Source organism: Streptomyces sp. JK94, assembly GCF_053613315.1.
The window spans coordinates 136,413-155,731 of sequence record NZ_JBSICH010000001.1; the positions used below are offsets into that span (position 1 = coordinate 136,413).

Sequence of the window (19,319 nt, forward strand, 5' to 3'; positions counted from 1 at the left end):
GGGGGCCGCCACAGGCCGTCGCAGGTCGCCGCCCGGATGAACGGCCGGACGAACGGCCGGAGGACCGCAGAGAAAGCGGGGCCGAAGAGCGGGCGGCGGTCAGGTGGGGCGGGGGTTGCCTGCGTCTTCCTCCGGGGGCGGTGCGAGCCTCATAGGGTTCGCAAGGACAACACACCGCGTACACCGGCGCGGTGCGAACGGGGCGGGAGGCCGACGAGGCGTGGCGAATGCGGAGCACAGTGGGCGACCGGCGGAGGCTTTCGGAGCCCCGGCCGTCGAGGCGACGAGAGCGGGGCTGCGGGCCGCGCGCCTCGGGCTGTGGCTGATCGCCGCCGTCCTCGCCGTACGACAGCTGGCCGCGGTCCTCGGCACCCCGCGGGGCGAGCGGCTGACGGACCTGGAGACCTGGGTCGGACCGTACGGGGTCCTGCACGTGGAGGGCTCGCTGTACGAGTCCACCCGGTTCACCGGCACGCCCTTCGTCGGGCTGGTCCTCAAACCGTTCACCCGCGCCGCCGAGCAGGCTCTCGGCTGGGGCTGGACCTTCGGCTCACTGGCGCTGGTGGTGGCCCTCGGCCTGGTCGCCGCCCGCGCCCTGCCGAAGCCGGTGGGCCGCCGTACGGCGCTGCTGGCGGCGCCGGTCGCCGTCAGTCTGCTGATGCTCTCCCTGCCGGTGCGCAACACGCTGTGGCTCGGCCAGACCAGCATCATCCCGGTCCTGCTCGTGCTGCTGGGCTGCTTCGCCGTACGCGGCCCGCACGCCGGCCGGGCGGGCGGTGTGCTGATCGGCGTGGCCGCCGCGTTCCAGCCGACCGTGCTCCTCTTCGTCCCCCTGCTGTGGTTCACGGACCGCAGACGGGCCGCCGTGTCCACCGGGGTCACCTTCCTGGCCTGCACGGCCGTCGCCTGGGCCGCGATGGCGCAGGACTCCCACACCTACTGGGTCCACCACATGGCCGGCGTGGGCCTCGGCGGCGCGGCCGACGACCTCGCCAACCAGTCGCTGCACGGCGCGCTGCTGCGCCTCGGGCTCTCCGGCCCGCTGGAGATCGCCCTCTTCCTCCTGCTCGGCGCGGCCGTCGCCGTCCTCGCCCTGCGCCGCGCCGTGCGCTACGCGCGCGAGGGCCAGCTGCTCCTCGCGGTCGCCGTCACGGGCTGCGCGGCCGTCGCCGTGTCCCCGGCCACCTGGCAGCACCAGCTCCTGTGGGTGCTGCTCGCGGTGGCGGGCAGGGTCGGCAAGCGCGCCTCCGACCGGTACGTCTGGCCGGTCGCCGTCGTCCTGGTGATGACGCTGCCGGCGAAGATGATGCTGCCGAACATGGCGGCCCTGTACCCGCTGCGCGACAACGTCGTCCTGCTCGCGGCGCTGGCCGCCGCCGTCGCCGTGCCGTTCCTGTCCCGCACGTCGCCGTACTTCGACGCGCCGGTCCCCGCGAGCTACGCGCCGCCGGTCCCGGCCCGCTTCCGGCACGTCCCGCTGCTGCCGTTCCTGCGCCGGGTCCTCACCCGCCCCAACCTCCTCCTGGAACTCCTGCTCATCCGGGTCACCTACGCCGCCTACTCCAAGGTCCGCCTCGCGGCGACCGGCGGCAGCAACTCGGCGGGCCGGGCGCGGGCCGAGGAGCACGGCCGGCAGATCCTGGACATGGAGCGCTTCCTGCACATCGACGTCGAGCACGCGATCAACCACGCCGTGGTGAAGGCCGGCTGGCTGCGGGACTTCTTCGACTTCTACTACACGTCGTTCCACTTCGTCGTCCCGCTGGCCGTCCTCGGGGTCCTGTACTGGCGCCGCCCGGTCGACTACCGCTGGGCACGGGCGTCCCTCGGCTTCGCCACGCTGCTGGCCCTGGTCGGCTTCTGGCTGTACCCGCTGGCGCCGCCGCGGCTGATGCCGGGGCTCGGGATCATCGACACGGTGCACGGTGTGCAGGACTTCTCCAAGCCGGACTACGGCACGCTGACCCACCTCACCAACCAGTACGCGGCGATGCCGTCCCTGCACTTCGGGTGGTCGCTGTGGTGCGGTGTGGCGATCGCGCTCATCGCCCCGAAGCTGTGGATGAAGGCCCTCGGCCTCCTCCATCCCCTGTTCACCGTCGCGGCGATCGTGGCGACCGGCAACCACTGGCTGCTGGACGCGGTGGGCGGTGCGGTGGTGGTCGCCGCCGGCTTCGGCCTGACGTACCTGTTCCAGGGTCCGAGGGCCCGGGTGGTCACGGTGGCCGCGGCCGAGGAGCCCGCCCCGTCCGCGAAGGCCGTCCCGGCCCCCGCCCCTGCTCCTGCGCCCGTCCCCGCTCCTGCGCCCGCTCCCGCCCCTGCCCGTTCGTCTGCCCCCGCCCCTGCGCCCGCCGAGGACACCGGCCGGCCCGCCGAAGGGGTCAGCAGCGACCCCCCGGCCCCGGCGAAGGACCGTACCGGGAGCTGAGCCGGTACTCGCCGGGCGCCCCGACGGTCAGGCGGGTGAACTCGCCGTCCCGGGCGAGGCACCCGCCGTCGGAACGCAGCCAGGGCGACCAGGCGACCCGCACGGTCACCGGGCCGGGCCGGTCCACGCGGAGCACCAGGTCGGCGCTGGTGGTCGTCACGACCGACCCGGGCGCGGAGACCAGTGGTACGGCGTTGCGCACCCGGTATATCCGCCAGTGCCCGTCCTCCCAGACGGGCTCCAGCCAGTCGGGACGCAGGGCGCCGTCCCGCACGAGCCGCGCCTCCTGTTCGGCGAACCCGTCCGGCTTGCCCAGTGGGAGCACGACGAAGCCGACCGCCCAGCGGTCCAGCCACGCCCGGTAGGCGGCCGGCGAGAAGCTGCCGTCGTAGAAGAGGCGGGCGCGCTCCATGTCGAGCTGCCGGTTCCAGCCGCGCGCCATGTTGACGTGCGGGGCGAGACCGGAGGCCTCGCGGTGGTCGCGGGCGGGCACGACCTCCACCCGGGTGCGGTCGGCGCCGAGTCCGTCGAGGGCCCGTACGACACCGTCCGTCCGGGCGGCCCAGGCGGGCACCACGGTGTACTCCTTCAGGTCGTCGGCGGTCTTCTTGCCCATCCACCCGACGGAGAAGACGAGGGCGACGATCAGCAGACCGCGTGCGAGGCGCCGCGGCGGGGGCGCGGTGAGCAGGGCCGCGAGCAGCACGGGGGGTGCGCAGTACTCCGCGAAGCGCTCGACGTTGGTGCCGACGGGGGAGGCCACGAGGTACGCCAGCACGGTCCCGGTCGCGTACACGGCCCCGCTCCACCGGGCGACCCGCCAGCCGTGCGGGGCCAGGGCGGCGACGGCCAGGCCGAGCACGACCGGCGGCCACATGCGGGCCGCCGGCATCAGCTGCTCTCCCTTGAAGGGGAACAGCAGTGTGGTCACCCCGACGACCGCGGCGGGCGGTACCAGCAGCACCAGGGCGCGCCCCCGCTCGCGCGCGAGGACGTATCCGCCCCCGACGACGGCCAGGAACAACCCGGCCACCGGTGACGCCATGGTGGCCAGGGCCGCGTACCCGGCGGCGAGGACGAGCCGCCGCTCCCGGACCAGCACCAGGCACGCGGCCAGCCCGAAGGCGAGGCCGAGCGCGAAGGTCGTACGCCCCCCGCTTCGTCCGGGTGCTTGTCGTCGCCGCCCCAGCGAACCACGCCCTCGCACTCGGCGAGGATGTCCCGGACCACCGCCGACTGCTGGGGGAAGTAGCCGCCTCGCACTCCGGACGGGTAGGAGCCGGGCCGGACCTGCACCGCCGTGCCGGACGCCTGGTTCGACTCGGCCATGCCCTTGCGCACCTTCGAGGGGTGGCGCCAGCCGGTCACGTCGTCCCGGCGCAGTTCGTCGATCTCGTAGGGGAAGCGGCGGATCACGTGGACCAGCACGGTTTCGACGTCGCCCATGCGGACCTGGACGCCGTCGACCGGAATGCCCGGTACCGGTCTGGTGTAGATGTGCCCGTGATCGTCCGCGGTCTTCTCCATCTCCCATCCGTTGCGCGACGGGACGCCGCTCAGGACGCGCTTGTCGCGCTCCCGCGCCTTGCGCACCGACTCGCGGAGCTTCTCGGGCTCCGGGCCCTCGGGCCGCGCCAGGGCGGGAGAGGAGAGCAGTTGAGTACCGACAACGGTGCCGCGGCCAGGAAGGCGGCACGGCGTAGTACGTGGTGGCGGGAGAGAGGGGTGGTCACGTGTGGGTGCCCATCTTGTGCTGTGCGATGACGAGCCGGGTCAGGACGAGAGCGCAGATTCCGAGCAGTACGGTCGCGGGGTTGAGGTAGGACGGGATGACCGCCTCGACCACCCGCCCGTCACCGGTCCGGCAGCCGAAGTGCAGTGGTACGAAGGTCGGTTCGTAGCCGGTGATCCTGCCTTCGACGACCTGCTCGCAGGCCCGGGACTGGGCGTGGCCGTCGAGGAGGAACAGGTGGAGCAGCCCCCAGGTGTACATCCCGACCGTCGCGTCCCAGGCCAGCACGGTCGCCGGACCGAGGAGCGCCGTGCCGTTCCGCCGGGCGCGGACCAGGCCGGTGATCACACGGACCGTGAGCCACACCACGGTGACGAGACCGGCCAGGATCAGCAGGAGCAGGAGGGCACCATCGTGCTCGGCGTAGGGCTCGTCGCCTGACATGTGCCGTACTCCTGTCAGAGGTTGCGGGAGATGGAGTTGTACTTCTCCATCACGTAGTAGAGCCCCATTCTCTTCTTGGCTTCCTCGTACGCGACGTCACCTGGGCCCTGGTACCGGCGCAGGACCTCGTGGATCTCCTGGTCCGTGTAGCCAGGGTGGGCTGGCGCAGGGCCGGTGAGTCGTCGTCACCGCCCGGCTTGCCGTCGATGTCCCAGCGGTGGATCAGGGCGACGCTGGTGAGGGCGTACGTCTCGCTGTCGTACGCCTGCTTCCACGCGTTGTACTTGTCCTCGTCGACGGACAGGTCCCGGCGCGGCCGGCCCGACCCGTAGCCCTTGTCGAGCGCGTGGTTCCACGCCCCGATCAGGGTGACGGCCCGCTGCTTGGCGATGCCCGTGGAGGTGTCCCTGATGTACTGCCTGGTCGTGACGGAGGCCGAGATGACCGCTGCCCAGGCCGCCTCGTCGGCCGGGTCGATGTGCCGCATCTCCCAGTAGGCGGTGGTCTGGATGAGCGCCTTGCGCATGTTGTGCCGGTGGGACAGCTCGGTGATCAGGTCACCGTGCGCGGTGACGGTCCGCTCGAAGCACTTCCAGTGCTGGTAGGACCGCGTCCCGCCGTCGAGGGGGAAGCCTGAGTGGCAGCGCCGGCGGCGCGGTCATCGCGTCCCGGCGGAGGCCCAGCCGACGAAGGCGGCGAAGGTGGCGGGGGCGAGGGTGAGGACCGGTCCCGCCGGGGTCTTGGAGTCGCGGACGGCGACGGTGGCGTGACGGGGGAGTTCGGCGACTTCGAGGCAGTTGCCGCCCTGGTCGCCGCTGTACGAGGACTTGCGCCACGCCAGCGGGCCGAGCGGCGCGCACTCGACGCACTGGCCGCCTTGGTCGCCGCTATAGCTGGACTTACGCCACTGGGCCCCCGTCAGATGCGTGTTGCTCTCCATAGCGTTCCTCCATCAAGCGCCGGATCAGCTCCGCCGAATCTCTGAGGGAGAGTGCGGATGCCTGGAGATGATCGTATCGGAGTGAGCAGTCCACGACGGTGTCCGGATTGGCGGTCGGGTGCCCGCTGCCGTAGCCCTCGGTGTAGATGATGGGCGGGTCGCCCGCGAAGCGGTAGACGTCGAACGAGCCTTGCAGCCCCGCGTGCGCTCCTGCCGAGAAGGGCAGGATCTGAATGTTGATCCGCGGGTTGTCCTCAAAGGCCAACAAGTGGGCGAGTTGCTCCCGCATGGTCCTCCGGTCGCCCATCTCCTGGTACAGCGCGGACTCGCTGAGCACAGCCCAGAAGATCGGCACCTTCTCCTTCTCGAAGATCTTCTGGCGCGCGACTCGGACGGCGGTGCGGTCGTCGAGTCTGCTCTGGTCCAGCGCCCCCAGGACGGCACGCGCGTACGCCGTGGTCTGCAGGAGGCCATGGATCATGTGCGTATCGAACGAGTAGATCTCAGTGGCCCGCACCTCCAACTCGGCCACTTGTTGGAACCATGCCGGTTGCTGGCTGCGCATCACCAGCGCGACCAGCCGGGACAGCAACCCGCCCGTCCCCAGCGCCGCGTCGACGCGTTCGCTGAACTCCTGCGTCGGCAGCTTCCGCGCCGTCTCGATCTGGCCGACCAGCGAGCCGGTGTAGTTGACGATGTCGCCGAGCTGGCGCTGTGTCAGCCCGGCCGCTTCCCGATGGCGGCGCAGCTCGAAGCCGTAGTAGTCGAGCGGCGAGGCGCCCGGGTCGAGGACGTTGACGTGGGTCATGCGGAGAGCCCCTCTCGCGCCAACTCGGTCCACCGAGGGACCGGTTGTATCCGTTCGGTAGCCCACGGTAGTCGTCCGACGTCAGGCTCGTGCCGTGAACGAATACTTTCCCTCGGTCCTCGTGGGCCACCGCCCGGATCAGTACCGGATGAGCTTCACCGCCGGCGCCCACTCGGCGCGGCACGTCCGGCGGATCGTCCGCTCGTACCTGCGCGAGTGGGACCTCGCCGAGCTGGCCGACGCCGTCGAACTCGGCGTCACCGAGCTGCTCGCCAACGTCGTACGGCACGTCCCGGACCGCCGCTGCACGCTGCTGTTGCTGCGGCAGGCCGGAGGGGGCGGGGTCCGGGTGGAGGTGGCGGACGGCTGCCCTCGGCTCCCCGTCCTGGCCGGCGAGGTGCGTGACGACGCCGAAGGCGGGCGGGGGCTGGTGCTGCTGGACGCGGTGGCGGGCAAGTGGGGCGTGGGGCCCGGGCCCGGGGACGGCAAGACGGTGTGGTTCGAGTGCGAGGACGCCGCCGAGCGGCCCGGAGGGGCATCCCCCGCCCCGGAAGCGGGGGATGCCCGGTGATCACACCGCTGCGGTGTGCCCGGTGATCGGGCAGGCGCCGGCCGTCGCCGTCGCCGTCGTGCCGAAGGCGGCGGTCCTGGCGGTGGGCGCCGTTCCGCCGATCTGCTGGAGGATCTCGTCGGAGAGCAGGTCCTCCTTGCCCTTGAGGGCGTCGGCGACCTTGAGGTCGGTGTTGAAGACCATCTCGGCGGCGACGTTGTCCTGGACGATGCGCGCCAGGTTGTCCAGGGCCACGAAGATCGGGTCCGAGGGGGTCTCGACGGTCGGCAGGTCGATCAGGTGGGTGTCCACCTTCGCCTGGTTCATGGTGCGGCGGATGATGATGGACGCCTGGTTCAGCTCGGCCGTGGTCCAGATCGACAGCACCGTGACGTAGAGGTCGCTCCACGCCTTCTCGCCGATCAGCGTGCGCCAGCGCTTCATGAGCCCTTCGATGCCGGTGATCTGCGCGGTGGCGGCGAAGGTCATGTTGACGCGGATGGACGGGTAGACGGTGGCGGCGAAACGGTTGAACGACACCATGTCGAACGACTGGGCGGTGACGGAGGCGTCGATGAACTTGACGGCCTCGCTCAGGATCTTGTCGCAGGAATTCTCCAGGTCCAGGGGGAGGTTCGCGGTGCCGAGCTTGGTGTGCGCCGTCTGGAGCGTGGTCTTGAAGGCGTTCAGCGGGGTGATCCAGCCCTTGTCGCCCGGTGCCTTGGTGACGACCATGTCGAGGTCGTGCGGGTCGATGCGGTCCGCGTTGGGGATGTTGGGGACCTGGTCGCTGAGGTAGGCGGCGAGTACCGAGAACAGGCCCAGGGGGACGTGGGCGATCGACTTGGCCAGTTCGAAGTACTCCGGGACCGGGTCGACGGTCTCGACCTGCTTGCCGCCGTTGATGAGGGTGAAGCGTCCGCCGACCGCGTTGTTCGAGACGACGATGACCGGACTGAGCTGCGTCGTCAGTTCGCTCTTGAGGGTCGCGTAGTTCGCGCGCATTCTGGTGTTGACCGCGCGTATCGCGTCGCGTGCCGCCTTCTCGTCGGTCGCGGTGATCCCCGCGGTCGCCGCCGAGGCGGTGGAGGCCGACTGGCCGGTGAAGAGAGTCGCCGCCCCGACGGCCGACGCGGTACCCAGAAAACCTCTACGTGTTGCCATGCCCCGTTGTCTGCTTTCTCTGGTGAGCGGAAGTGCCTTTTGGCGATGTGGGGGGGAACAGCGTGGGGGGAGATCAGGGTGGGGGGAGTTCAGTGTGGGGTGGGGTCGGCGGGGTGGGGGCCCGCCGGTCTCAGGTCAGGGACTTCTGCGACGGGACCACGACTCCGTAGAGGTCCTGGACCGTGGCGAGGGCGGCCTCGTGGACCTGCTGCGCGGGAATGCCGTTCGGGTTGCCCTTCAGGGGCAGCGGCCGGGTCGCCGAGGCGTCGGCGACGACGGTCGGCGCGTTGCCGTTGAGGAACGCGCCCTGGGCGGTGAACAGGGTGCACATGTTGGTCATGAACCCGGCGACGATGACGTTCTTGTTCCCGGCCTTCTTGACCTGCTCGGCGAGATCGGTGCCGTGGAAGGCGTTGGGGACGCTCTTCTCGACGACGGGCTCGCCCTTGGCCGGCTTGAGCGCCGGAATGATCTGGCCTGCCTTCGACTTCAGGTCGTAGCCCTTGTCGACGATGTGGATGACCGGCGTGCCCGCCTCGCGGGCCCGCTTCAGCAGGGCTTCGGCGTTGTCCACCGCCGGCTTCCACCCGTCGAGCTCCATCACGCCCTCGGTGTAGGTGTTCTGGTAGTCGACCAGGATGAGGGTGGCGTCGGAGAGCGTGGCCGGGGTCTCGCCGAGACCGTTGAGCTTGCGCAGAGTCGTCGTGTCCTTCGCGACGTTCTTCTGGGCGGTGGCGGCGGCCGACGGCTTGTCCTCGGAGGTGGCGGCCTCGGAACTCCCGCCGCACCCGGCGACGGTGGCCGAGAGGACGGCGGCGGTGGCGAGGGCCACGGCCGGGCGGAGCAGCTTCATCAGGAGATCTCCTTCTGGGACGGGACGACGACCCCGTAGAGGTCGGCGATGGTGGCGAGGGCGCTGTAGTGCACCTGGTGGGCGTCCAGTTCGAGGCCCGCTACCGGCAGTGCGCGGGTGGCGCTGGCGTCGGCCACGACGGTCGGGCGGTTGCCGCGCAGGAAGGCGCCCTGGGCGGTGAAGGTCACGCACATGTGCGTCATGAACCCGGCGATGACGAGGTCGCTGTTGCCCGCGGCGTCGACGTGCTCGGCCAGGTCCGTGTCGACGAACGCGTTCGGCACCTTCTTGACGACGACGGGCTCGCCGTCGACCGGTGCGACACTCGGGTGGATGGCGCCGATCTCGGCGCGGATGTCGTACGGGGTGCCCTCGCCGCCGTCGTTGACGACGTGGATGACCTTCGTGCCCTCCTGGCGGGCCCGTGCCAGCAGTTGGGCGGCGGCGTCGAGTGCGGCCCGCCAGCCGTCCAGTTCCATGACGCCGGTCGTGTAGGTGTTCTGGTAGTCGACGAGGACCAGGGTGGACTCGGCGAGCTTCGCGGGGGTGTCGTCGAAGCCGTTGAGCCGGCGCAGCGTCGTTCTGGGCATGGGAAGTCGCCTAACGTGCTTGTCGGGGGAGGTGGTTCACCGGTGCGGTGACCTGTGTCCATGACGCTATGGCTCACCGCCGGGTGTCGGCAATGTCGTCTAACATGCAGAAACCGACATGGCCGTCGCCGAGCTTGGGAGTGGGACCTTCTTGAGCACCGTCAGACGACTGATCGTCATAGTCCTTTTCGAGGACGTCGACCTGCTCGACGTCACCGGACCACCGGAGGTGTTCTCCCTCGCCCGGCGCGAGACGGACGAGGCGGCGGGCTACGAGGTGGTCCTCGCCGCCGAGACCATGGCGCCGGTCACCACCGGCGCCGGGGTCCGCGTCCTGCCCGACACCACCTTCGACGAACTGTCCGGGCTGCCCACGAAGAGCATCGACACCCTGATCGTGCCCGGCGCCGTCGAGGTGGACGACCAGCGCCGCGTGCACCCGCTCACCGACCCCGCGGTGGTGGAGCGGGTGAGACAGCTCGCGGACCGGACCCGGCGGGTCACGTCCGTCTGCGTCGGGGCGCACATCCTCGCCGCCGCCGGACTCCTCGACGGCAAGCGCGCCACCACCCACTGGTCGACCGCGCGGCAGCTCGCCGCCGACCATCCGGCCGTCGAGGTCGACGCCGATCCGATCTTCATCCGCGAAGGCGACGTGTGGACCGGCGCCGGCATCAGCGCCTGCCTCGACCTCTCACTCGCCCTCATCGCCGACGACCTCGGCGAGGACGTCGCGCTGCGCGTCGCACGGCAGCTGGTGATGTACCTGAAGCGGCCGAGCGGGCAGAGTCAGTTCAGCGTCCCGCTGGAGCAGGTCTCCACGACACGGCGCATCGAGGATCTACGCCACCACATCATGCGCAACATCGCGGAACCGCTCACCGTCGCCGACCTCGCCGCCTGCGCCCACGTCAGCGACCGGCAGCTCACCCGGATCTTCAAGACCGAACTCGGCACCACCCCGCACGCCTACATCGAGTCGGCCCGCGTCGAGGTGGCGCGCCACCAGCTCGAATCCACCGACGCCACCCTGGAACGGGTCGCCTCCACGTGCGGATTCGGCACCGTCGACACCCTCGTCAGGGCGTTCCGCCGCCGACTCGACACGACACCGACCGAGTACCGGCGCCGGTTCCGCACGGGCGCCGGCTGAGGGAGGCCCAAAGCGGCGCCGGAGGCGTATACATAGACGTATACTCCCGGCATGAGTGATGCGATGATTCGGGTTCCCGCCGAGGTGCGGGACCGCCTGGCGGTGATCGCTGAGGCCCGGGGGACGTCGATTCGGTCCTTGGTGCAGGAGTTCGCGGAGTCGACGCTGACCGAGGAGGAGCGCCAGGAGAGGGCCGAGCGGGCCCGTGCGTACCTGGCCGAGCACTTCGGGGTCGAGGTCGACGACGAGGAGAGCGCGGCGATGGGGCGCAGGCTCCGGGAGGCGTTCGCCCAGCAGCAGGGTGAGGCGGCGTGATCCTGCACCATCTGGTCCTCGACGCGCCCACGCTGTTGGCGCTGTCGGGTAACCGGCACGTGTCCGCGCTGGTCCACCGGGCCCACTTCGAGACGGAGACCCGCCTGTGGGCCCCGACGCTCTCTCTCCTGGAGGCGGACCGCGCGTTTCTCGGAATCGCTGAACACGTCGGGCAACTTGACGTCATTCACACGGTCGACCTCGACTATCCGGCCGCGCTGGCGGTCGCCCGGTTGAGCCGCGACGGTGTGCCGCCGGGGATCGGGGCCGCGATCCACGCCGCCCGCCACCTGCCGGAGTGGGGCGCGGACGCTCTCGTCGCGACCGTGGAGCCGAAGGCGTACGAGGGACGCGGTCTGCCCGTGCTCGACCTCGACCGCTGACGCGCGAGCACCTGAACGCACGAGGGCGGCGGCCCCGGGGATCGGGGGGGCGCCGCCCTCGGTCTGTGGTGAGCGTGGTGCGGGCCGGGTCAGTACCAGCCGTTGGCCTGCCAGAAGCTCCAGGCGTCGCAGGCGCCGCCGTAGCGGTCCTTCATGTAGTCCAGACCCCACTCGATCTGGGTGGCCGCGTTGGTCTTCCAGTCGGAGCCGGCCGAGGCCATCTTCGAGCCCGGCAGGGCCTGGACCAGGCCGTAGGCGCCGCTGGAGGAGTTGATGGCGCTGACGTTCCAGTCGCTCTCGTGGTCGACGATCCTGGCGAAGCACCGGTACTCGGCCGAGTCGCCGATCATCTTCTTCGCGGTCGCCTGCGCCGAGGAGGCCGGCGTCGCGGCCTGCGCGGGCGCGGCGGCGACCAGCGTGCCGCAGGTGGCCGCGGCCAGGGCGGCACCGGCGAGCGCCTTCTTCGGGGTGGCGGCACTGCGGAGGAGGCAGGCGGCGGTCAACGGAGGGCCTTTCTTCGGGGACAGGGGCGTCGGCGCACGCCGGCCACGTGGCGCGCGGCGGGCGTCATGCGTCGGCGCCGCTGCCCGTGAGGGCGTCGGCGCCTGGCGACCCGTCCAGAGAAACAGGACGGACACCCGTCCGCAATCACCCCCTTTGCTAGTGATGGTCGTACGTGGGGGCGCGGGCCCCTCTGTGACGCGACTCTCAAAGGCCAGGTCGCAGCGGTGGGCGGGCGCCGCATGCTCGTCGTGCGGTCTACGGCCCGGCTTCGTAGGTGACCCGGGTCACGTGGGGCGGCTCACCTCGTCGGCCTTCTCGGACGTGCCCTGACCCGGGGCCCCGGAGGCCATCCGGCGGGCCCGGGCGGGCGGGGTCATGCCCCGTCTCGGGCGCGGTTCAGCCGGAGCGCCGAGACCAGGAAGAAGACGCCGCCGAGGAAGGCGTAGCCGGAGAGACTCCCCAGCGTGGGGCCTTCGCTGCCGGCCTGTGCGAAGAAGGACGCGCCGGCGAGCGTGGAGATGGCACCGCTGATGATCATCGCCCACTGGCCGCCCAGTCGCCGGCGAGCGGCGCCCGCGACGAGTTGGACGAGACCCGAGGCGATGGCCCAGGCTCCCCAGACCCGGAGGACGGCCGGGATGCCGGATGTGGCGGCGACGGCCAGGCCGACGACTGCCAGTGAGCTGATCGCGATGTTCACGTAGAGGGCCGGCGCCGTGCCGCCGCTCGCCCTGGCGGACCGGAGGTCGACGATCGCGGCCGCCATGTCGAACAGGGGGTAGACGACCAAAAGCGTCGCGCTGAGCGGCCCCAGTGTGCCGGCGGTGGAGAACAGCAGGCCGGCCCAGACGGCGGCGAACGCGAAGCGCAGGAGGTACAGCTTGCGCAGGGTCACGGGAACGCTGGGGGGCGTCGTGCTGACGAGAGTGTCCACGGGAGTGCCTTTCAGGGGTGGCGTGACGGCTCGGAACGGTGGAGTCGGTGCATGCTGCGGTCCGCTGACTGCATGAGGGAGGACGCGGGGGAGAACGTTCTGTCTTGTGGGAGATACAAGAGGCTCGACGAGGCCGCTGTCAAGACCGAACGTTCTACCTCAGCTTGTTGGTAGGCTGAGCGGCATGAGCAGGAGCCCAGAAGGCGGCAGCACGTCGGAAGCGCGAGCGCGGCTGCTCGGCACAGCGACCCGGATCTTCTACGCGGAGGGAATCCACTCCGTCGGCATCGACCGGATCACCGCGGAGGCGCAGGTGACCAGGGCCACGCTGTACCGGCACTTCTCGGGCAAGGAAGACCTCGTCCTCGCGTATCTCGACCAGGCCGACCAGGGGATCCGGGGACAGGTCGCCGCCGCCCGGGCCAGCGGCCGGACGGCCGTCGACAGGGTCCGGGCCGTCGGCAGGTCCATCACCGAGGGCATCCGGTCCCCGGGCTTCCGCGGCTGCGCCTTCCTCAACGCGGTGGCCGAATTTCCCGATCCGGCCCATCCGATCCACCGAGCCGTCCTGGCCCACCGGCAATGGTTCCTGAACACCGTCACGGACCTGCTGGCGGAGATCGGCGACGCACCCGCCGGACCGGACGCCCGGCACCTCGTCATGCTCCGCGACGGTGCCATGGCGGCCGGCTGCCTCTTCGACCCCGAAATGATCTCCGAAACGTTCCTGCAAGGCGTCGACGGAATCCTGCGGGCGCGCGCACTCCCTGGGTGAGCCCTCTCACGAGGGGCGGCTCACCTCGTCGGTCTTCCCGAACGTGCCCGCGGCTTCGAAGGCCGCCCGCCGGGTGGCCCGGCGCAGTGCCTTCAGGACCGGGGTGCCGAGCGCGAGGGTCAGTACGACCGTCACGGCGGCGCGCCCGCCGTCCCAGCCGAGGGACGTGGCCAGGCAGTAGGCGAGGAAGCGGGCCAGGTTGTCGGGGATCGACGCGTCCGGGTCGAAGGCGATGTCCGAGGCGAGCGTGTTCATGAAGGTCCAGCCCGCCAGGTTCATCACCGTGCCGTAGGCGAACGCGGCCAGGAAGCCGTACGCGGCCAGCACGAGCAGTTCCGCGCGCCCGCGCAGGCGGTCGGGGAAGGGCAGCAGACCCGCCCCCATCGTGAACCAGCCCATCGACAGCATCTGGAACGGCATCCACGGGCCCACCCCGCCCGTGAGCAGCGCGGACGCGAACATCGTGACCGAGCCGAGGACGAAGCCGAAGCCCGGCCCGAGGACCCGGCCGCTGAGGACCATGAGGAAGAACATCGGCTCCAGGCCGGCGGTCCCCGCACCGATCGGACGCAGCGCCGCGCCCGCCGCCGCCAGGACGCCGAGCATCGCCACCGCCTTGGGGCCGAGACCCGACTCCGAGATCGTCGCCGCGACCACGGCCACCAGCAGCACCAGCAGGCCGGCGAACAGCCACGGCGCGTCCTGGGCGTGCGCGTTCAGCGAGGCGTCCGGCGGCGCCAGGAAGGGCCAGCCGAAGCCGGCCACGCCCACCGCGCTGACCAGGAGGAGAGCGGCGACCGAACGGGGGCCGAGGCGGACGGCGCGGGCCTGGCGGTCACGCCGGGGGCCGGTCATGCCAGCGCCTCCCGCACCTGCGCGACCGTCAGCCACTTCCGCGGGGCCAGCACCTTGGCGACCTGCGGCGCGAAGGACGGCGAGGCCACCACCACGTCCGCCGCCGGACCGTCGGCGATCACCTCGCCCTCGGCCAGCAGCACGACCCGGTGGGCCAGCTCGGCGGCCAGCTCCACGTCGTGCGTCGCCAGCACGATCGCGTGCCCCTCGGCGGCCAGCCCGCGCAGGATGCCGGCCAGCCGGGCCTTCGCCGCGTAGTCCAGGCCGCGCGTCGGCTCGTCCAGGAGGAGCAGGGGCGGGCGGGCGGTGAGTACGACGGACAGGGCGAGGGTGAGGCGCTGGCCCTCGGAGAGGTCGCGGGGGTGGGTGTCGTCGGTGACGCCGGGGAGCAGTTCGGTCAACAGGGCGCGGCAGGTGCCGGGAGCCGCCTCCGCGTCCCGGTCGGCGGCCCGGCACTCCGCGGCGACCGTGTCGGCGTACAGCAGGTCGCGCGGCTCCTGCGGGACCAGGCCGACCCGGCGCACCAGGTCGCGGGGGGCCGTGCGGTGCGGTACGGCGTCGCCGGCGCGGACCGAACCCGCGGACGGGGCGACGAGGCCGACGAGCGCGGAGAGCAGGGTGGACTTTCCGGCGCCGTTGCGGCCCATCAGGGCGACGGTCTCGCCGGGGGAGACGGTCAGGTCGACGTCGCGCAGCGCCTGGATCCGGTCCCGGCGGACGGCGAGGGAGCGGACCTCGGCGGCGTACGGGGTGGGGGCGGCGGCCGTCTCCGGGGACTTCCCGCGCCGCCACCAACGGGAGGAGGCGGGCCGCAGGGCGGGAAGGGGCGGGAGCGTGGCGGTCGTCGGCGCGCGGTCCGGGATCTCCCGGTCGGCCAGCCGGTCCCGCAGCGGGGCCGCGCGGCGGCGGGCGTCGCGGATCGTCAGCGGCAGCGGGGACCAGTCCGCCAGCCTGCCCAGACCCACCACCGGCGGGTACACCGGGGACACGGCCATCACGTCCGCCGGGGGGCCGAGGAGCGGCGCCGCGCCCGGGGACGGGAGCAGGACGACCTGGTCGGCGTACTGGACGACGCGTTCCAGGCGGTGCTCGGCCATCAGGACCGTCGTCCCGAGGTCGTGGACGAGGCGCTGGAGGACGGCCAGGACCTCCTCCGCGGCGGCGGGGTCGAGGGCGGAGGTCGGCTCGTCCAGGACCAGCACCTCGGGGTGCGGGGTGAGGACCGAGCCGATCGCGACCCGCTGCTGCTGGCCGCCGGAGAGCGTGGCGATGGGGCGCGCCCGCAGGCCGGACAGGCCCAGCAGATCGAGGGTCTCCTCCACGCGGCGGCGCATCACGTCCGGGGCCAGGCCGAGGGACTCCATGCCGTAGGCCAGCTCGTCCTCGACGGTGTCCGTCACGAAGTGGGACAGCGGGTCCTGGCCGACCGTGCCGACGACGTCGGCGAGTTCGCGCGGCTTGTGGGTGCGGGTGTCGCGGCCGGCCACGGTGACCCGGCCGCTCAGCGTGCCGCCGGTGAAGTGCGGTACGAGGCCGCTGACCGCGCCGAGGACCGTGGACTTGCCGACACCGGACGGGCCGGCGAGCAGGACGAGTTCGCCCTCCGGGACCTCGAAGTCGACGCCCCGGACGGTGGGTTCGGCCACTCCGTCGTACGTCACGGAGACATCCTCGAAGCGGATCACGACGGCTCCTTGACGGGTACGGGGTGGGGGGCGGGGGTGACGAACGCCGGGAGCAGGCCCACGAGTACGGCTGCCGCCGGCCACAGGGGGAGGGACGGCGCGACCAGCGGGACCACGCCCGGGTGCAGCGCCGCCGGGTCGCGGGCGGCGGCCAGGAACAGCAGTGCCGCGACCGCCACGCCCGAGGCGGTGACCAGCCAGGCGCGGGCGTCCCAACGGTCCGGACGGTAGCGGGTGCGGACCGTCCGGCGACCGCCGAGCCACAGCCCCGTGAGCGCGGCGGCGACACCGGCCACGAGGACCGGGATGCCGTACGTGCCGCCCGCGGCGGTCAGCAGCCCGTACGTCCCCGCGCAGACGCCGAGCAGTCCGCCCAGGCTGAGGGCGGCGGTGGTACGGCGTACGGGGGCGGGGACCCGGGCGGTACGGCCGTAGCCGCGGGCGTCCATCGCGGCGGCGAGGGCGACGGAACGCTCCAGGGCGCCCTCCAGCACCGGGAGCCCGACCTGGAGCAGACCCCGTACGCCCTTGTCGGGACGGCCGCGCAGACGGCGGGCGGCACGCAGGCGCTGGACGTCGGCGATGAGGTTCGGGGCGAAGGTGAGGGCGACGACGACGGCCACGCCCATCTCGTACAGGGCGCCGGGGAGGGACTTGAGGAGGCGGGAGGGGTTGGCGAGGGCGTTCGCGGCACCGACGCAGATGAGGAGGGTGGCCAGTTTCATCGCGTCGTACAGGGCGAAGGTGAGGCCCTCGGCGGTGACCCGGCCGCCGAGGCGGATGCCCTGCGCCCAGCCGGGGAGGGGGACTTCGGGCAGCGTGACGAGGGCGTGGGTGCCGGGGATGGGGGAGCCGAGGATCGTGGTGAAGAGGAGGCGGATGGCGAGGACGGCGAGGGCGAGCTTGACGAAGGCGCCGTAGGAGCGGGACCAGGGGGCGTGGGGGCGGCGGGTGATCACCACGTAGGCGGAGACGGCTATGAGGAGGGTGAGGAGGAGGGGGTTGGTGGTGCGGGTGGCGGCGGTGCCCAGGGCCAGCGCCCACAGCCACCACGCCCCCGGGTGCAGGGACCCGGGGCGGTGCCGCGGGGCGGGGCGGCCGGCGCGCGCCGGCGGGGCGCCCTTCCCGGCGGAGGGACTCCCGGCGCCCGCCTCCCCCCGTCCACGGCTCCCCTCTCGGCTCCCCTCATGGCCCCGCGCTCGGCTCCCCTCTCGGCTCCGTTCGAGCGGGGGGACTCCCGCGGCCCCGGCGGCACGGCCGCCCGCGGGCCGTGCGGGCCGAGGGTCAGTCGGTGGCATTCCGGCGCCGCCTCGCCTGCCAGGCCGCCGCTCCGGCGAGGGCCGCCACCAGGGCGACGCCCGCGTAGAGGCCGACCGAGGGGCCGTCGTCGCCCTGCGCGCTCTGCTCGCCCGGTGCCGTCGTGGCCGTCGGCTCCTCCTTGCGCGAGACCTGTTCACCGCAGCCCGACGCCGGGTAGCCCGCGATGGCGCAGAGCATGGCGCTGGTGTCGTAGCGGAGCGGGTCCGCCACGGCCGCCAGGGCGTCGGCCGCCGTCGCGTCGGGGGAGACCCGGGCGCAGGCCGTGCGGGGGGCCGGCGGGCTCTCGCCGGACGGGGCGTCGGACGCCGTGCCGAAGTCGAGGACCAGGGCGACGCGCTTGCCGCCCTCCGCGGCCGGCGTCTTCGCGCAGATCGACGCGAAGTCCGCGGTGCCGCGCGGCCGGGCCCCGTCGCCCGAGTTCTCGCTCACCGCGAAGCGGAAGCCCTGGACGTCGCCGTCCGCGGGGCGGACGAGGGACGGGCCCTGGGTGGCGTAGACCCAGTGGTCGCCGTCGCGGTCCCAGTAGGACCAGTAGCGGTAACCGGCGGCCTGCGCCTGGCCCGCGCTCCCGATCAGCAGGAACGCGGCCAGGAAGAGGAGGACGACGCGGCGGGTCACGGCTGCCGCTTCCTGTTGCGGCCGCTCAGCAGGAACCCGATGCCGATGCCGAAGACCAGGCAGACGCCGACGAACCACCAGACGCCGAAGCCGGAGCCGTCGTTCTCCTCGTTCTCCTCGTCCTTCGCGCCGTCCTCGTCGCCCGCGGTCGCGCCGTCGGTCGCCTGGCCGCCCTGCGGGGCGGGTCCCGTCGCGTTCAGCTTCGCCACCAGGTCCGTGCCGCCGAAGGCCCGCGGGTCGGTGCCCGTGGCGTGGGCGGCGAAGATCAGCTGGGCGTAGGCGGCCGGGCCGCTCTGCTCGGCCCACCGCGCGGCGTTCTTCTCCAGCCACGCCAGCGGTCCGGCCGCCTTGTCGGCGCCGCCGTGCGCGGCGAGGGCGACGACCGCGTCGGCGGTGTTGCCGTAGTCGGGCTGGTCGGCGGCGCCGCCGAGTGCGGACGCGAGGTGGCCGTCCTCGGCGAGCGCGTCGGTGAGGTACGCGGCGCCGTTCGCGGCGGCCTGCTCGCGGGTCGGCTTCCCGGCGTCGGTGCAGGTGGCCTCGGCGGTCTTCGCGCCGGCGCCGGTCACCAGGCCCTTGCCGAGCGCGCCGAGGACGCCGGCGGCCGTCGCGTCCGCGTTGGCGAGCAGCTTGCCGTCCTTGTCGGGCTGGAACGCGAAGGCGCCGGCCCCCTCGTCCTCCGCGCAGGGCAGGGCGAAGGACAGCAGGGCGTCGTACGGGGACCTGCCGTCCCGTACGACGTCCTCGGGCTCGGTGCCCGTGGCGGTCAGGGCGCCGATGACGACGGAGGTGGAGTTGGCGTCGCTGGGACCGCCGGGGGTGTAGCCCCAGCCGCCGTCCTCGTTCTGCACGGACTTCAGCCAGGAGAGGGCGTCCTCGACGGCGTCCCCGTGCCCGCCGGTGGCCCGCAGCGCCTGGACGGCGGCGGCCGTGCTGTTGGTGTCGACCATGGTCCCGGCGTCGCACGCCTTGGCGGTGTCGGCGCGGAAAGGGGCGAAGGCGCCGTTGTCGCACTGCTGCCCGGTGAGCCAGTCCACGGCCTTCGGTGAGGGGACCACGCCCACCGCGTCCTGCGCGAGCAGGGCGAGGGACTGGCGCCAGACGCCGTCGTACTGGGGGTCGGTGCCGCCGTACAGCCCGGAGGACGCGGTCGCGGACGGGGCGGAGGGAGAGGGGGACGGACCGGCGGCGACCGCGGGCGCGGCGGCGGCGCCGATCACGGCTGTGGCGGCCAGGGCCGCGGCGCTGCTGCGACGGCGGACGTTCATGTT

20 protein-coding genes and 1 pseudogene are annotated in these 19,319 nt (G+C 72.6%); 6 read left to right on the forward strand and 15 right to left on the reverse strand.

Annotation, left to right across the window (positions count from 1 at the left end):
* The first annotated feature begins 220 nt into the window (after positions 1 to 220).
* On the forward strand, positions 221 to 2,428 hold the full coding sequence (locus ACVV2G_RS00640) for a bifunctional glycosyltransferase 87/phosphatase PAP2 family protein (RefSeq protein WP_453840549.1): 2,208 nt from the start codon (positions 221 to 223) through the stop codon (positions 2,426 to 2,428).
* Here ACVV2G_RS00640 and ACVV2G_RS00645 read toward each other — a convergent pair.
* From ACVV2G_RS00645 to ACVV2G_RS00665, 5 genes and pseudogenes are all read right to left on the reverse strand, one after another.
* A pseudogene (locus ACVV2G_RS00645) lies at positions 2,382 to 3,587 on the reverse strand (hypothetical protein); the annotation flags it as partial. The gene ACVV2G_RS00640 and the pseudogene ACVV2G_RS00645 overlap by 47 nt on opposite strands.
* Before the next feature lie 570 nt (positions 3,588 to 4,157).
* Entirely contained in the window at positions 4,158 to 4,604 is a 447-nt protein-coding gene (locus tag ACVV2G_RS00650; protein WP_453840550.1) for a hypothetical protein, read from the reverse strand.
* Positions 4,605 to 4,653: 49 nt separating this feature from the next.
* Positions 4,654 to 5,130 (reverse strand): hypothetical protein, encoded by a 477-nt coding sequence (locus ACVV2G_RS00655; protein WP_453840551.1) that lies wholly within the window; start codon positions 5,128 to 5,130, stop codon positions 4,654 to 4,656.
* Positions 5,131 to 5,262: 132 nt separating this feature from the next.
* A complete protein-coding gene (locus tag ACVV2G_RS00660) occupies positions 5,263 to 5,544 on the reverse strand; it encodes a DUF397 domain-containing protein (protein WP_453840552.1) in 282 nt (93 codons plus the stop codon).
* Entirely contained in the window at positions 5,504 to 6,352 is an 849-nt protein-coding gene (locus ACVV2G_RS00665) for a helix-turn-helix domain-containing protein (RefSeq protein ID WP_453840553.1), read from the reverse strand. The genes ACVV2G_RS00660 and ACVV2G_RS00665 overlap by 41 nt, the downstream gene beginning before the upstream one ends.
* A gap of 94 nt (positions 6,353 to 6,446) precedes the next feature.
* On the opposite strand from ACVV2G_RS00665, the gene ACVV2G_RS00670 reads away from it, so the two are divergent.
* Positions 6,447 to 6,923: an ATP-binding protein gene (locus ACVV2G_RS00670; RefSeq protein ID WP_453840554.1), complete on the forward strand. Its 477-nt coding sequence runs from the start codon at positions 6,447 to 6,449 to the stop codon at positions 6,921 to 6,923.
* Here ACVV2G_RS00670 and ACVV2G_RS00675 read toward each other — a convergent pair whose 3' ends face one another.
* The 3 genes from ACVV2G_RS00675 to ACVV2G_RS00685 form a co-directional block, all read right to left on the reverse strand.
* Positions 6,924 to 8,066, reverse strand: coding sequence for a hypothetical protein (locus tag ACVV2G_RS00675; protein WP_453840555.1), 1,143 nt, complete (start codon positions 8,064 to 8,066; stop codon positions 6,924 to 6,926).
* Between the two features lie 130 nt (positions 8,067 to 8,196).
* A complete protein-coding gene (locus ACVV2G_RS00680) occupies positions 8,197 to 8,919 on the reverse strand; it encodes a cysteine hydrolase family protein (protein WP_404174832.1) in 723 nt (240 codons plus the stop codon).
* Positions 8,919 to 9,509, reverse strand: a complete 591-nt coding sequence (locus ACVV2G_RS00685) for an isochorismatase family protein (protein WP_453840556.1) — start codon at positions 9,507 to 9,509, stop codon at positions 8,919 to 8,921. Before ACVV2G_RS00685 ends, ACVV2G_RS00680 begins: the two co-directional genes overlap by 1 nt.
* Before the next feature lie 151 nt (positions 9,510 to 9,660).
* Here ACVV2G_RS00685 and ACVV2G_RS00690 point away from each other — a divergent pair, with 151 nt between their 5' ends.
* The 3 genes from ACVV2G_RS00690 to ACVV2G_RS00700 are packed head-to-tail and all read left to right on the forward strand — an operon-like array spanning position 9,661 to position 11,360.
* Positions 9,661 to 10,662: a GlxA family transcriptional regulator gene (locus ACVV2G_RS00690; protein WP_453840557.1), complete on the forward strand. Its 1,002-nt coding sequence runs from the start codon at positions 9,661 to 9,663 to the stop codon at positions 10,660 to 10,662.
* A 51-nt stretch (positions 10,663 to 10,713) separates the two neighbouring features.
* Entirely contained in the window at positions 10,714 to 10,977 is a 264-nt protein-coding gene (locus ACVV2G_RS00695) for a hypothetical protein (RefSeq protein WP_453840558.1), read from the forward strand.
* Positions 10,974 to 11,360, forward strand: coding sequence for a PIN domain-containing protein (locus tag ACVV2G_RS00700; RefSeq protein ID WP_453840559.1), 387 nt, complete (start codon positions 10,974 to 10,976; stop codon positions 11,358 to 11,360). The genes ACVV2G_RS00695 and ACVV2G_RS00700 overlap by 4 nt, the downstream gene beginning before the upstream one ends.
* An 89-nt stretch (positions 11,361 to 11,449) precedes the next feature.
* Here ACVV2G_RS00700 and ACVV2G_RS00705 read toward each other — a convergent pair whose 3' ends face one another.
* Positions 11,450 to 11,863, reverse strand: coding sequence for an aggregation-promoting factor C-terminal-like domain-containing protein (locus tag ACVV2G_RS00705; RefSeq protein WP_453840560.1), 414 nt, complete (start codon positions 11,861 to 11,863; stop codon positions 11,450 to 11,452).
* 374 nt (positions 11,864 to 12,237) lie between these two features.
* Positions 12,238 to 12,798 carry a hypothetical protein gene (locus ACVV2G_RS00710; protein WP_453840561.1) on the reverse strand — a complete coding sequence of 187 codons (561 nt, stop codon included), beginning with the start codon at positions 12,796 to 12,798 and terminating at the stop codon, positions 12,238 to 12,240.
* A gap of 184 nt (positions 12,799 to 12,982) precedes the next feature.
* Here ACVV2G_RS00710 and ACVV2G_RS00715 point away from each other — a divergent pair, with 184 nt between their 5' ends.
* Entirely contained in the window at positions 12,983 to 13,573 is a 591-nt protein-coding gene (locus ACVV2G_RS00715) for a TetR/AcrR family transcriptional regulator (RefSeq protein ID WP_453840562.1), read from the forward strand.
* A 6-nt stretch (positions 13,574 to 13,579) separates the two neighbouring features.
* Here ACVV2G_RS00715 and ACVV2G_RS00720 read toward each other — a convergent pair whose 3' ends face one another.
* The 5 genes from ACVV2G_RS00720 to ACVV2G_RS00740 are packed head-to-tail and all read right to left on the reverse strand — an operon-like array spanning position 13,580 to position 19,316.
* Positions 13,580 to 14,428: an ECF transporter S component gene (locus ACVV2G_RS00720; protein ID WP_453840563.1), complete on the reverse strand. Its 849-nt coding sequence runs from the start codon at positions 14,426 to 14,428 to the stop codon at positions 13,580 to 13,582.
* Positions 14,425 to 16,113 (reverse strand): ABC transporter ATP-binding protein, encoded by a 1,689-nt coding sequence (locus ACVV2G_RS00725; protein ID WP_453840564.1) that lies wholly within the window; start codon positions 16,111 to 16,113, stop codon positions 14,425 to 14,427. The genes ACVV2G_RS00720 and ACVV2G_RS00725 overlap by 4 nt, the downstream gene beginning before the upstream one ends.
* Entirely contained in the window at positions 16,110 to 17,411 is a 1,302-nt protein-coding gene (locus tag ACVV2G_RS00730) for an energy-coupling factor transporter transmembrane component T (protein WP_453840565.1), read from the reverse strand. Before ACVV2G_RS00730 ends, ACVV2G_RS00725 begins: the two co-directional genes overlap by 4 nt.
* Positions 17,398 to 18,051 (reverse strand): SCO2322 family protein, encoded by a 654-nt coding sequence (locus ACVV2G_RS00735; RefSeq protein WP_453840566.1) that lies wholly within the window; start codon positions 18,049 to 18,051, stop codon positions 17,398 to 17,400. Before ACVV2G_RS00735 ends, ACVV2G_RS00730 begins: the two co-directional genes overlap by 14 nt.
* Positions 18,048 to 19,316, reverse strand: a complete 1,269-nt coding sequence (locus ACVV2G_RS00740; RefSeq protein ID WP_453840567.1) for an SCO2321 family membrane protein — start codon at positions 19,314 to 19,316, stop codon at positions 18,048 to 18,050. The genes ACVV2G_RS00735 and ACVV2G_RS00740 overlap by 4 nt, the downstream gene beginning before the upstream one ends.
* Positions 19,317 to 19,319: the final 3 nt, after the last annotated feature.

Excerpts from the sequence above, each read along its gene's own strand:
- ACVV2G_RS00665 (WP_453840553.1), bottom strand. The coding sequence starts at position 6,352 with ATGACCCACGTCAACGTCCTCGACCCGGGCGCCTCGCCGCTCGACTAC.
- ACVV2G_RS00685 (WP_453840556.1), bottom strand. The coding sequence starts at position 9,509 with ATGCCCAGAACGACGCTGCGCCGGCTCAACGGCTTCGACGACACCCCC.
- ACVV2G_RS00650 (WP_453840550.1), bottom strand. The coding sequence starts at position 4,604 with ATGTCAGGCGACGAGCCCTACGCCGAGCACGATGGTGCCCTCCTGCTC.
- ACVV2G_RS00720 (WP_453840563.1), bottom strand. The coding sequence starts at position 14,428 with ATGACCGGCCCCCGGCGTGACCGCCAGGCCCGCGCCGTCCGCCTCGGC.
- ACVV2G_RS00680 (WP_404174832.1), bottom strand. The coding sequence starts at position 8,919 with ATGAAGCTGCTCCGCCCGGCCGTGGCCCTCGCCACCGCCGCCGTCCTC.
- ACVV2G_RS00715 (WP_453840562.1), top strand. The coding sequence starts at position 12,983 with ATGAGCAGGAGCCCAGAAGGCGGCAGCACGTCGGAAGCGCGAGCGCGG.
- ACVV2G_RS00660 (WP_453840552.1), bottom strand. The coding sequence starts at position 5,544 with ATGGAGAGCAACACGCATCTGACGGGGGCCCAGTGGCGTAAGTCCAGC.
- ACVV2G_RS00740 (WP_453840567.1), bottom strand. The coding sequence starts at position 19,316 with ATGAACGTCCGCCGTCGCAGCAGCGCCGCGGCCCTGGCCGCCACAGCC.
- ACVV2G_RS00730 (WP_453840565.1), bottom strand. The coding sequence starts at position 17,411 with ATGCCACCGACTGACCCTCGGCCCGCACGGCCCGCGGGCGGCCGTGCC.
- ACVV2G_RS00655 (WP_453840551.1), bottom strand. The coding sequence starts at position 5,130 with ATGCGCAAGGCGCTCATCCAGACCACCGCCTACTGGGAGATGCGGCAC.
- ACVV2G_RS00695 (WP_453840558.1), top strand. The coding sequence starts at position 10,714 with ATGAGTGATGCGATGATTCGGGTTCCCGCCGAGGTGCGGGACCGCCTG.
- ACVV2G_RS00675 (WP_453840555.1), bottom strand. The coding sequence starts at position 8,066 with ATGGCAACACGTAGAGGTTTTCTGGGTACCGCGTCGGCCGTCGGGGCG.